Annotated in this window: 13 protein-coding genes; 10 read left to right on the top strand and 3 right to left on the bottom strand. The window is 69.0% G+C overall.

Going from position 1 to position 11,211, the window contains the following annotated elements; translation table 11 throughout:
* Nucleotides 1–150: 150 nt before the first annotated feature.
* Nucleotides 151–606: a murein hydrolase activator EnvC family protein gene (locus tag ACWCPM_RS34080; RefSeq protein WP_450980147.1), complete on the bottom strand. Its 456-nt coding sequence runs from the start codon at nt 604–606 to the stop codon at nt 151–153.
* A 654-nt stretch (nt 607–1,260) separates the two neighbouring features.
* Here ACWCPM_RS34080 and rpsB point away from each other — a divergent pair.
* The 10 genes from rpsB to ACWCPM_RS34030 all read left to right on the top strand — a co-directional run bounded on the left by rpsB (nt 1,261) and on the right by ACWCPM_RS34030 (nt 10,035).
* Nucleotides 1,261–2,181 carry a 30S ribosomal protein S2 gene (gene rpsB, locus ACWCPM_RS34075; protein ID WP_450980146.1) on the top strand — a complete coding sequence of 307 codons (921 nt, stop codon included), beginning with the start codon at nt 1,261–1,263 and terminating at the stop codon, nt 2,179–2,181.
* Nucleotides 2,182–2,357: 176 nt separating this feature from the next.
* Nucleotides 2,358–3,194 (top strand): translation elongation factor Ts, encoded by an 837-nt coding sequence (gene tsf / locus ACWCPM_RS34070; RefSeq protein ID WP_450980145.1) that lies wholly within the window; start codon nt 2,358–2,360, stop codon nt 3,192–3,194.
* Between the two features lie 210 nt (nt 3,195–3,404).
* Entirely contained in the window at nt 3,405–4,163 is a 759-nt protein-coding gene (gene pyrH, locus ACWCPM_RS34065; protein ID WP_450980144.1) for a UMP kinase, read from the top strand.
* 184 nt (nt 4,164–4,347) lie between these two features.
* A complete protein-coding gene (gene frr, locus ACWCPM_RS34060) occupies nt 4,348–4,905 on the top strand; it encodes a ribosome recycling factor (protein WP_450980143.1) in 558 nt (185 codons plus the stop codon).
* Nucleotides 4,905–6,029, top strand: coding sequence for a phosphatidate cytidylyltransferase (locus ACWCPM_RS34055; RefSeq protein ID WP_450980142.1), 1,125 nt, complete (start codon nt 4,905–4,907; stop codon nt 6,027–6,029). The genes frr and ACWCPM_RS34055 overlap by 1 nt, the downstream gene beginning before the upstream one ends.
* Nucleotides 6,030–6,549: 520 nt before the next feature.
* Nucleotides 6,550–7,962, top strand: coding sequence for a condensation domain-containing protein (locus tag ACWCPM_RS34050; protein WP_450980141.1), 1,413 nt, complete (start codon nt 6,550–6,552; stop codon nt 7,960–7,962).
* A 254-nt stretch (nt 7,963–8,216) separates the two neighbouring features.
* On the top strand, nt 8,217–8,462 hold the full coding sequence (locus ACWCPM_RS34045; protein ID WP_450980140.1) for a hypothetical protein: 246 nt from the start codon (nt 8,217–8,219) through the stop codon (nt 8,460–8,462).
* Between the two features lie 76 nt (nt 8,463–8,538).
* Nucleotides 8,539–8,883, top strand: a complete 345-nt coding sequence (locus ACWCPM_RS34040; RefSeq protein WP_450980139.1) for a hypothetical protein — start codon at nt 8,539–8,541, stop codon at nt 8,881–8,883.
* Between the two features lie 124 nt (nt 8,884–9,007).
* Entirely contained in the window at nt 9,008–9,373 is a 366-nt protein-coding gene (locus ACWCPM_RS34035) for a hypothetical protein (protein WP_450980138.1), read from the top strand.
* A gap of 320 nt (nt 9,374–9,693) precedes the next feature.
* Nucleotides 9,694–10,035, top strand: coding sequence for a hypothetical protein (locus ACWCPM_RS34030; RefSeq protein ID WP_450980137.1), 342 nt, complete (start codon nt 9,694–9,696; stop codon nt 10,033–10,035).
* Nucleotides 10,036–10,182: 147 nt separating this feature from the next.
* Here ACWCPM_RS34030 and ACWCPM_RS34025 read toward each other — a convergent pair whose 3' ends face one another.
* Both ACWCPM_RS34025 and ACWCPM_RS34020 read right to left on the bottom strand, forming a co-directional pair.
* Entirely contained in the window at nt 10,183–10,467 is a 285-nt protein-coding gene (locus ACWCPM_RS34025; RefSeq protein ID WP_450980136.1) for a hypothetical protein, read from the bottom strand.
* 211 nt (nt 10,468–10,678) lie between these two features.
* Nucleotides 10,679–10,954, bottom strand: coding sequence for a hypothetical protein (locus ACWCPM_RS34020; protein WP_450980135.1), 276 nt, complete (start codon nt 10,952–10,954; stop codon nt 10,679–10,681).
* Nucleotides 10,955–11,211: the final 257 nt, after the last annotated feature.

The raw sequence follows: 11,211 nt of genomic DNA, 5'->3' as shown, positions 1-11,211 counted from the left end.
TCGTCGCCGGCCCGGCGACGACTCGGAGCCCCGGGTGCCTGGAGCCCCGGGTGCCTGGAGCCCCGGGTGCCTGGAGCCCCGGGTGCCTGGAGCCCCGGGTGCCTGGAGCCCCCGGTGCGCCTGTGCCTGGTGCCCGGGCACCAGGAGCGGTCACTCCGGGAGCGGTACCCCGAGCACCGGCAGCAGGCGTGACGGCCCCCTTCGCAGCAACCACGGTGGCAGCAGCGACAGGGGGTCCACGTACGTCCCGCCTCTTCGCAGGCCCCAGTGGAGGCACGGCGTGCCGCAGTGGGAACCGGACGCCTCCGTCGCGCCGATCACCTCACCCGCGGCGACCTCCTCGCCCTCGCGTACGGAGGCGTGGACCGGCTGGTAGGTCGTGCGCAGGGGCGGGTCGCCGGTTCCTGTGAGGTCCAGGGAGACCACCCCCTTTCCGGCCACCCTGCCCGCGTAGAAGACCCGGCCCGGCGCGACGGCCCGAACCGGCGTTCCCGGCGGGGCCTGGAGGTCCACCCCGCGGTGGCCGCTGCTGTAGCGGGTCGCCGGAGGTTCCCAGCCCCGCAGGATCGGCGGGCGGACCCCCACGGGCCAGCTGCGACCGATCACCGGAACAGAGGCGTTCAGATCCGGAACGGGTGCCTCTGGAGCGCCCGGGGCCGGTCCCCCCGCAGTGCCCGGGGCCGGTCCCCCCGAAGCGTCGGGGGTCGGCCCCGGTGAAGCGTCCGCAACCGGTGCCTCTGAAGCGTCCGGGGTCGATATCCCCGAAGCGTCCGTAACCGGTGCCTCTGGAGTGCCAGGCCCGGGTGCCTCCGAAGCGTCCGGAGCCAGTGACCCCGGAGTCCGCGGCACCGGTACCCCCGAATCGGCGGGTGCCGGAGCCATGGAACCGGCAGCCGTGGCCGGCGGCGGGGCCGCCGCGTCGGCCGGCGCCGCAGCCGTCAGGACCAGCAAGAAGACCCAGATCGCTCGTGCGCGTCGCTTCGTTCGCATGGGACGAACCGTCCCGCATCGACCACCGTCGGCACCCCGGCCTGTGGAGTACTGCCGGGTTGTGGACAGCGGCGTCACCCGGGGGGTCGGCGGTCCCGTACACTTCTGATGGCGATCCGGGTCACCGGGTCGACTTCGCACGCCCCGATACCAGGCCGGAAACGGTCGTATCAGCGCCCCTCGGTCCCTTGTGGCACGGCGCATGCGGGCGTCAGGCGCGGGAGCCGTCCGGCCTCCGCGGCACAACCGAGCAACATGAGGAGAACGGCCATGGCCGTCGTCACGATGCGGGAGCTGCTGGAAAGCGGCGTCCACTTCGGTCACCAGACCCGTCGTTGGAACCCGAAGATGAAGCGCTTCATCTTCACGGAGCGCAACGGCATCTACATCATCGACCTGCTCCAGTCGCTGTCGTACATCGACCGCGCCTACGAGTTCGTCAAGGAGACCGTCGCCCACGGCGGCACGGTCATGTTCGTCGGCACGAAGAAGCAGGCGCAGGAGGCCATCGCCGAGCAGGCGACCCGCGTCGGTATGCCCTTCGTCAACCAGCGCTGGCTGGGCGGCATGCTCACCAACTTCTCGACCGTCTACAAGCGTCTGCAGCGCCTCAAGGAGCTCGAGCAGATCGACTTCGAGGACGTCGCCGCCTCCGGTCTGACCAAGAAGGAGCTTCTCGTGCTCTCGCGCGAGAAGGCCAAGCTGGAGAAGACCCTCGGTGGTATCCGCGAGATGCAGAAGGTGCCCAGCGCCGTCTGGATCGTGGACACCAAGAAGGAGCACATCGCGGTCGGCGAGGCCCGGAAGCTGAACATCCCGGTCGTCGCCATCCTCGACACCAACTGTGACCCGGACGAGGTCGACTACAAGATCCCGGGCAACGACGACGCGATCCGCTCCGTCACCCTGCTCACCCGCGTGATCGCCGACGCCGTCGCCGAGGGCCTGATCGCCCGCTCCGGTGGTGCCGGTGAGGGCAAGGGCGAGAAGGCCGCGGGCGAGCCGCTGGCCGAGTGGGAGCGCGACCTGCTCGAGGGCGAGAAGAAGGCCGACTCCGAGGAAGAGGCTCCGGCTGCCGAGGCCGCCCCCGAGGCGCCGGCCGCCGAGGTCGCCCCCGAGGCGCCGGCCGCCGAGGTCGCCCCCGAGGCTCCCGCCGCCGAGGCTCCGGCCGCGGACGCCGAGCAGGCCTGACCCGTCGGTGTGACGGCGGGAGCGGTGACACGCAGTCCGCTCCCGCCGTTCACCCGTAGGTCACGGGTACGTCCAGGGTCTGGATCTACAAGTGGACCGTAGAACCCGCAGCACCCGCAGGCGTATGAACCCGTAGATCTTCGATCTTCCAGACTTCGAGAAAGATTCACAGACTCATGGCGAACTACACCGCCGCCGACGTCAAGAAGCTCCGTGAGCTCACCGGCGCCGGCATGATGGACTGCAAGAAGGCCCTGGACGAGGCCGACGGCAGCGTCGACAAGGCTGTCGAGGCGCTGCGCATCAAGGGCCAGAAGGGCGTCGCCAAGCGTGAGGGCCGCTCCGCCGAGAACGGCGCCGTGGTCTCCATCATCGCCGACGACAACTCCACCGGCGTCCTCGTCGAGCTGAAGTGCGAGACGGACTTCGTCGCCAAGGGCGAGAAGTTCCAGGCCGTCGCCCGCGCCCTCGCCGAGCACGTCGCCAAGACCTCCCCGGCCGACCTGGAGGCCCTGCTCGCCTCCGAGATCGAGGCCGGCAAGACCGTCCAGGCGTACGTGGACGAGGCCAACGCCAACCTCGGCGAGAAGATCGTCCTCGACCGCTTCGCGCAGTTCTCCGACGGCTTCGTGGTCGCGTACATGCACCGCACGATGCCCGACCTGCCGCCGCAGATCGGTGTCCTCGTCGAGCTGGACAAGCCGAACGCCGAGGTCGCCAAGGGTATCGCCCAGCACATCGCCGCCTTCGCGCCGAAGTTCCTCTCCAAGGAGGACGTCCCGGCCGAGGTCGTCGAGACCGAGCGTCGCATCGCCGAGGAGACCACCCGCGCCGAGGGCAAGCCCGAGGCCGCGATCGCCAAGATCGTCGAGGGTCGCGTGAACGGCTTCTTCAAGGACGCCACGCTGCTCGGCCAGCCGTACGCGCTGGACAACAAGAAGTCGGTCCAGAAGGTCCTGGACGAGGCCGGTGTCACCCTGAAGCGCTTCACGCGCATCAAGGTCGGCATCTGAGTCCGTACCGCGATCGACGCGCGGCCCAGGGCTGAATGCCGCTAGGGTCGACCGCAGTCGTCCACGTCGCCACGCGTGGGCCGGCGCGCCGGCGCCCGCGACGGACGACAGCAGATCTGACGAGGAGGCCATTGCCGTGTAGGGGAGAGAAACCCACCACCGGCAATGGCCTTCTTCGTATGTGCAACCCGTAAAAGAGGCGAGAACCCCATGACCAGCAAGGCCCAGAAGAGCGACGACGGCAAAGTACGCGGCCGGTTTCTGCTGAAGCTGTCCGGAGAGGCCTTCTCCGGTGGTGGGGGCCTGGGCGTCGACCCGGACGTGGTGCACGCCATGGCGCGCGAGATCGCGGCCGTCGTCCGGGACGGCGCGCAGATCGCCATCGTGATCGGCGGCGGCAACTTCTTCCGCGGCGCCGAGCTCCAGCAGCGCGGCATGGACCGTGCCCGCTCGGACTACATGGGCATGCTCGGCACCGTGATGAACTGCCTCGCCCTCCAGGACTTCCTGGAGAAGGAGGGCATCCAGTGCCGGGTGCAGACGGCCATCACCATGGGGCAGGTCGCCGAGCCGTACATCCCGCTGCGCGCCGTGCGGCACCTGGAGAAGGGCCGCGTGGTCATCTTCGGCGCCGGTATGGGCATGCCGTACTTCTCCACCGACACCACCGCCGCCCAGCGTGCCCTGGAGATCGACGCCGAGGCCCTGCTGATGGGCAAGAACGGTGTGGACGGGGTCTACGACTCCGACCCGAAGACCAACCCGGACGCGGTCAAGTTCGACTCGCTGGGCTACGGCGAGGTCATCACCCGCGACCTCAAGGTGGCCGACGCGACCGCCATCACGCTGTGCCGCGACAACAAGCTGCCGATCGTGGTCTTCGAGCTGCTGACCGAGGGCAATATCGCCCGCGCGGTCAAGGGTGAGAAGATCGGCACGCTGGTCGGTGAGCAGGGCAGCCGGGGCTGACCCGCTTTCCGCCACACCGTCCGCCGCGACGCCACCTGTCCGGGGGACGGAGCGGACGGACCCTGGCCGGGGGATGGACAATGTCCTACCGGTCGGGAACCGTGCAGGAAGAAGACGCGACGCAGCCGGCCGCCGCCGCCAAGGAACCGCAGCCGGGCCTACTCAAGACACGCAGGAGCAAGTGGTGATCGAAGAGAGCCTCCTCGAAGCCGAGGAGAAGATGGAGAAGGCCGTCGTGGTCGCCAAGGAGGACTTCGCCGCGATCCGCACGGGCCGTGCGCACCCGGCGATGTTCAACAAGATCGTGGCCGACTACTACGGCGCGCCGACGCCGATCAACCAGCTGGCTTCGTTCTCCGTGCCGGAGCCGCGGATGGCGGTCGTCACGCCGTTCGACAAGAGCGCGCTGCGCAACATCGAGCAGGCGATCCGGGACTCCGACCTGGGCGTCAACCCCAGCAACGACGGCAACATCATCCGGGTGGTGTTCCCCGAGCTGACGGAGGAGCGCCGACGCGACTACATCAAGGTCGCCAAGGGCAAGGCCGAGGACGCCAAGGTGTCCATCCGCTCCGTCCGCCGCAAGACCAAGGACGCCATCGACAAGCTCGTCAAGGACGGCGAGGTCGGCGAGGACGAGGGCCGTCGTGCCGAGAAGGAGCTCGATGACACCACGGCGAAGTACGTCGCCCAGGTGGACGAGCTGCTCAAGCACAAGGAAGCCGAGCTGCTCGAAGTCTGATGAACGACTCTCCCTGGGGGGCGCCGCCCCACGCCGGGTACTGGGGGCCGTCCGACCGGGGGCCTGTCCAGGGGGCCGCCCCGGCGGGTCCCACGTACGATGCGCTTGACGCGCAGCAGACTCGCCCCATGCCCATCGTGCCCGACGTATCCGCACACGGCGGAGGCCAGGATGACGACCGGGGGGCCGCTCGGCTGGGCGGCCCCTTGTTCCGCGACGAGAGCCCGTCGGCGCCGCCCTTCGGCACGGTGCCGCAGAATCCGGAGCCCATGCCCGACGCCCCTCAGCCGGCACCCGCACCGCAGAAGAAGAGTGCGGGCCGTGACCTGGGCGCGGCGATAGGGGTCGGCGCCGGACTCGGTGCGGTGATCGTCGCGTCCCTGTTCATCGTCAAGGCGGTGTTCGTCGGGGTCGTCGCGGTGGCCGTCGTGGTGGGGCTGTGGGAGCTGACCAAGCGGCTGGACGAGCGCAAGGGCATCCACGCGCCGCTGGTGCCGCTCGCGGTCGGCGGTGCCGCCATGGTCGTCGCCGGTTATGTACGAGGTGCCGAGGGCGCCTGGGTGGCGATGGCGCTCACCGCGCTCGCGGTACTGGTCTGGCGGATGACGGAACCGCCGGAGGGCTATCTCAAGGACGTCACGGCCGGGGTCTTCGCGGCCTTCTACGTGCCGTTCCTCGCGACGTTCGTCGCGATGATGCTGACCGCGCAGGACGGTCCGCAGCGGGTCTTCATGTTCCTGCTGCTCACCGTGGTCAGCGACACCGGCGCCTACGCGGTCGGCTGGCGCTTCGGACGGCACAAGCTCGCCCCGCGCATCAGCCCCGGCAAGACCCGTGAGGGCCTGCTCGGCGCGGTCGGCTTCGCGATGGCCGCCGGCGCGCTGTGCATGCAGTTCCTGATCGACGACGGCACGTGGTGGCAGGGCCTGCTCCTGGGCCTCGCGGTCGCCGCCAGCGCCACGCTGGGTGACCTCGGCGAGTCGATGATCAAGCGCGACCTCGGCATCAAGGACATGGGCACGCTGCTGCCGGGGCATGGCGGGATCATGGACCGGCTGGACTCGCTGCTGCCGACAGCGCCCGTGGTGTGGCTGCTGCTGGTGCTGTTCGTGGGCTCCGGCTGAGCCGTTCCCCGCGTCGAGGAGCCCCTGCCCGGTGACGGGCGGGGGCTCCGGTCGTTCCACGGCGCCCGCCTCGCCCGTGCGCCGGGCGCGCTGATCCCTCCGACCTGCGGAGTGCTGTGAGGCTGAGGTGACGGCAGACCCCGACGGCCCCGCCACGATCGGCGCGCGAGAGGCACCCCCTCGTCGCCCACCCGGCGAGCCCCGTCGTGGCTGCCCGCGACCCCGGCAACGCGTGAGCGTGTCCCGACCGCACGCGGACGGAAGCGGTGCTGGCAACCGGGGCGGACACCTATCGGGCCGGACGCCGACCGGCCGGCGGGCCCGATCCGCCACCTCACGCGGCTCTTCGCACCCTGATCGACGACCGGAATTCCAGGTCCGAGCGACGGTCAACCCCAGGGTGACGCTTCATCGTTCGAGGCATCACACATCCTGCTGAAAAGCCGACGACACAGCCAACACCGCGCACGCACAGCCCCCCCTTGATCAAGCTGGTGTCATCTGCGAAGGAGACGCCACCGTGCGAATTTCTGACATTCAGCGCTGTGAGGTCCGGCCCGGACGGCTCGTCGAGTGGACGTTCAGCAAGGCGACCGTCGAGGCCGCGGCCGCGCTGCCGTCGGATCCGCGGCCGCCGGCATACATCCAGGAGTCGCACATCAGAACCGCGCGATCGGTGCGCGAGGACGGACTGTTCGTACCGACCTGGCTGGGCGCGGCCTTCGACCTGCCGGGCCGAGTCGACCTCGACGCCCTGGAACGGGCGTTGCGCGGCTGGACGCTGCGTCACGAGACGCTGCGCAGCGGCTTCCGATGGGCCGACGACGACATGCAGCGGTTCACGCTCCCCGAGAAGGAGGTGGCGCTGCACCGCGAGGTCGTCGGCGACTTCACCGACGCGCAGGCCCTGATCCGCTACCTGCAGAACCGATTCGATGGGGCGGCGGACGCCCTCGGCTGGCCGAACTTCATCTACGCGGCGGTCGTCCGCGACGAATCGACCAGCGTGTACCTGGCCTTCGACCACACCAATGTGGACGCCTACTCCCTCCAGCGCATCCCCGACGAGATCCACGAGCTGTACGTCGCGGACGTCATGGGGCGTCCCGGCATCGGCACGACTGCCGGGAGCTACGTGGACTTCTGCCGGCTGGAGCGCGCGAACGCGGACGGGATCGACGACACCCACACGATCGTCGCGCGCTGGCGGGAGTTCATCGGGCGATGCGGCGGAAGGCTGCCGGAGTTCCCCGTCGACCTCGGCGTGCGGCCCGGTAAAGCCCTGCCCGTCCAGCAACTCATGTGCGAGCCGCTGGTCGACGCGGACGCCGCCGCCGCGTTCGAGACGTACTGCCGACCCTACGGCGGCAGCCTGGTGGGGATTCTGGCCGCCACCAGTCTGATCGTCCACGAACTCGGCGGGCAGCCGGTCTACCGCACGGTCGTGCCGTTCCACACCCGGCTGAAGTCCGCGTGGTCGGACTCCGTGGGCTGGTACGTCGGTGGGGCCCCCATCGAGGTGCCCGCGGCCCGGGACTTCGACGGGGCACTGGAGACGGTCCGCGCCGAGCTGCGGGCCAACCGGTCGCTGGCGCGCATTCCCCTGGCCCGCGTACTGCGGTTGCTCGGCACGGACTTCCGGCCGACGTCACCGGACATGTACTCGATCGTCTCGTATGTCGACGCCCGTCTCATTCCCGGCTCGGCCCGCTGGACCGAGAGGAGGGCGTACGGACTGATCCGCGTGTCCTACGGGGACCAGGTGTGCGCCTGGGTCAACCGGCTGCACGAGGGGTTGTGGTTCGCCTGCCGCCACCCGGACACCGATGTCGCCCACAAGAACATGCGGCGGTACGTCGAAGGACTGCGGGACCTGATCGTCTCCGTGCCCAGGCGCGACCACATGGGAGTTGAGGATTCGGCACTCATCTGAAGCAACTGCGCCTCCGTTCCTGTGCGTTGCCTCGGGCGCCACGGTGTATCCGGCGCCTTTCCACCATGCGTGACGGCACCCGCGGAACCGCAATTCAACTTCTTATAAGGCCAATTCGCCCATGTGGTGCCGTTGTCCGCCAATGCTCCCAGAAGGGATGTCCGGTGTGGAAAGCCCCGCATGATTACTGATAGCGTTCAATCAGTCACGTTAGGCAATCAGCCTCGATGTACGAGCGAAGAGCCGAGGGTTCCATGCGCAAGCTTCAGCAGGTCGTGATCGCAGCAGTGGCGGCAGCGGGCGGGCTGTCCGCCGTCGGTGCCGGCACCGCTGTCGCCGACACGGCGGACGGTGGGCAGAGGGTGTACGACCTCTACCGCCCCTACCAGGAGTGCAGCCCGCAGACGGTGGTCGAGAACGATGTCCCGATCGGCGTGCTCGGTATCGCCGGCACCATGGACACGACCTGTGGCCAGTTCAACAACGACTTCACCGGCTGACTTCCGCGCCGTCACCCTGCCCGGCGCGCCCGTCGTCCGAGCGGACCGGGCATCCCAACGAAGGAAAGCGCATCACATGTCCAGCAGCAAGAAGATCGCGGCTGCCTTGGCGCTCGCCGGCGGCCTCGTGGTGATCTGCACCGGTGTCACCCATGCGGCGTGGGAAGGGAGGGGCCCGGGTTCCTGCAACCGTGACCTCCTGGGCAACCTCAGTTGCAGCCAGCACATCGAGGGCGTGGTCCCCGAGGACGGTGTCATCCCGCACCAGGAGACCTGTACGCCGGTGCAGCCCCTGACGTTGCCCGCCGCCTGGGGTAACGGAACGACGCAGATCGGGCCGAAGGTGACCTGCTCTCCCACGACGACGGGGGCGGCGGACGAGGCCGACGCCACTCTGGAGACGGCCGGACTGCTGAGTTGAGACCGGGTGACCCCGCCGACGCGACACCCTGGGTCTAGATCCTGAGATGTGACTAACGGTGTGTATATCCTCACACTTGGTAGTCAAGCCAGGCGGTCGCGCCTGGACACGAAAGGGTCATATTATGCGTAAGTTTCAGCGTGCCGCGGTCGTAGCCGTGGCGGTTGCGGGTCTGTCCGTCCTCGGTGCCGGTGTCGGCTTCGCCGGTGAGGGTGAGAACTCGGTGCCCGTCTCCGCCGTCGCCAGCTCGTCGGCCACCGCCCTTGCCGTCGGGGGCGGTTACTACGCTCAGCCGCAGGCCGAGCAGAAGGTCGCGCCGGCGGTGCAGCCCCAGGCCGCGCCCGCGGTGCAGCCCCAGTCCGCGCCGGCGGTGCAGCCCCAGGTCGCTCCCGCGATGCAGCCGCAGGCCGCGCCGGCCGAGCAGTACCAGGCCGCGCCCGAGCAGGACTACGGCCAGCACGGCGAGGGTCAGCACACCGAAGGCGAGTAACGGGCTTTCCGAGGGCTGGTCCACTCGGTTGCCGCACACGCGTCGACCTTCTGACGAAGCCGATGCACATCGCACCACCGCTACGGCCTCGCCCGGTGACAACTCGGCCCGCTCCACAATGCGCTGAGTGACACCCGTGGCGAAGGCAGCCCGGACGCAAAGCTGTTCATCAGGGTATGCGTCCGGGCTGCGGCGCTTTCGCCGTCTGGTACATCCGACACCACGACCAGACGCAGCTTGATCATTTTCCCTTCTCGGCCCGGGCGCAACCGGTCAATCGGCCCCAGCGCCCGGGCCTGCGTCGTAAAGGAATGCAGCACATGTTCACTCCGCGGAAGCTCGCCACCGTCTCGGCGATCGTCGGAAGTCTCGCCGCGATCTCCGTCGGCGCCGGATACGCACACGCAGACGGGCGCGCAGACGACTGCGACAGCACTACGGACGCCGTCTGCATCCGCAAGAGCGAGACCCATGTCGAGAAGAACGGCGAGCACATCATCAAGCAGCAGCAGGCGTGCACGACGGTCGACCGGCCCAACGTGGTGTTCCGGGAGCACCAACTGCTCGGCGACAAGCCCGAGGCGGCCGACACCGGAGCGGTTGTGGACTGCTCCAACACGGCGAAGATCCCGGAGGGTTCGAGGCCGCGTTTCAATTTCTGAGAGACATCGGCCTGATGCCGGACTGGGATTCATCCCGGCCCGGCATTTCTTCTTGTGTACCGAGGGATCGTCGACCGCGGGCCTGTCGGCGGACGCGGAAAGGCCCGTTGTCCCGGACGTCCGGGACAACGGGCCAGGAGACCGCCGCTACAGGCCGACCTCGTTGTTGCAGCCCATCGTCGAGCCCAGTGACGTCTGCTGCGCACCCGGGTTGCCCTCGCCGTTGAGCAGGTTGCCGCCCAGGCCGTTGCCGACGCCGACCTGGCCCAGGACGTCGACGTTGAGGTCGTGCGACCCGCAGGAGGTGGTCTGGGTGACGCTGTAGGCGTCCTTTCCGTTCCCGCCCTGGCCGGCGTGGGCGGTACCCGTGGCGAGGAGCCCCATGGTCCCGAACGCGGCGACGAGGACGGCGGCGGTGCTGAGCTTGTGCATGGCATCTCCGGAGGAGTGAGAGAGCGGACGATCAATGTCCGTTGCGAAGGCTGACGAGAAGTGACAGAAGGAACGGGGGGTACCGCTCGGGGCGCGGGAGGTTCCGGCTCCCCGGCGTGACTGCGGGCGCACGCACGTGGTCCCGGCGCCCTGCCCTGTGGCCGGGTGCCGGGACCATCGAGTGACTGACGACTTGGCGCCGGCCAGAACCTCAGAAGGCGCTGTTGTTGCAGCCCATCGTCGAACCGATGTGGGTGGACTGGGCGCCCGGGTTGCCCTCGCCGTTGAGCCCGTTGCCCAGCAGGCCGTTGAGCAGGCCGACCTGGCCGAGCAGGTCAAGGTTCAGGTCGTGCGACTTGCACTGCGAGCTCTGCGTGATGTTGAACTTGTCGCCGCCCTTGCCCTGGTCGGCGTGGGCGGTGCCGCCCACGAGTCCGATGCTGCCGATCGCAGCGACCAGGACGGCAACCTTGCGAAGCTTGCGCATGTCATCTCCGGTGAAGTGAGTGGGTGCGATCTGTGGAAGATCGACTTTCTACAGTTACGGGAGATTAATGCGAAATACGGCAAAGCCGGGCGCCGACGCGCCGATTCCGTGATCCTGCGGTAATAGCACCCGAAAGCCGTATCGCACCGGAAAAGGGGTCAGGCGTCGACCGTGCCCGGCACCCGCGGCGCCACAGCCCACGTCAAGGTGGGAAACGGCGAGAGGGGGGGGATAACCCACGAAGAGAGAAAGAGCGC

It is taken from the genome of Streptomyces sp. NPDC002309 (assembly GCF_053593375.1).
Note: the sequence above shows the minus strand (reverse complement) of the source record. Positions and strands in the feature narration are given on the sequence as shown.

Bases quoted from the DNA above. Each gene is read 5' to 3' on its own strand.
- rpsB (WP_450980146.1), top strand. From the start codon at position 1,261: ATGGCCGTCGTCACGATGCGGGAGCTGCTGGAAAGCGGCGTCCACTTC.
- tsf (WP_450980145.1), top strand. From the start codon at position 2,358: ATGGCGAACTACACCGCCGCCGACGTCAAGAAGCTCCGTGAGCTCACC.
- pyrH (WP_450980144.1), top strand. From the start codon at position 3,405: ATGACCAGCAAGGCCCAGAAGAGCGACGACGGCAAAGTACGCGGCCGG.
- ACWCPM_RS34055 (WP_450980142.1), top strand. From the start codon at position 4,905: ATGAACGACTCTCCCTGGGGGGCGCCGCCCCACGCCGGGTACTGGGGG.
- ACWCPM_RS34045 (WP_450980140.1), top strand. From the start codon at position 8,217: ATGCGCAAGCTTCAGCAGGTCGTGATCGCAGCAGTGGCGGCAGCGGGC.
- ACWCPM_RS34040 (WP_450980139.1), top strand. From the start codon at position 8,539: ATGTCCAGCAGCAAGAAGATCGCGGCTGCCTTGGCGCTCGCCGGCGGC.
- ACWCPM_RS34035 (WP_450980138.1), top strand. From the start codon at position 9,008: ATGCGTAAGTTTCAGCGTGCCGCGGTCGTAGCCGTGGCGGTTGCGGGT.
- ACWCPM_RS34030 (WP_450980137.1), top strand. From the start codon at position 9,694: ATGTTCACTCCGCGGAAGCTCGCCACCGTCTCGGCGATCGTCGGAAGT.
- ACWCPM_RS34025 (WP_450980136.1), bottom strand. From the start codon at position 10,467: ATGCACAAGCTCAGCACCGCCGCCGTCCTCGTCGCCGCGTTCGGGACC.
- ACWCPM_RS34020 (WP_450980135.1), bottom strand. From the start codon at position 10,954: ATGCGCAAGCTTCGCAAGGTTGCCGTCCTGGTCGCTGCGATCGGCAGC.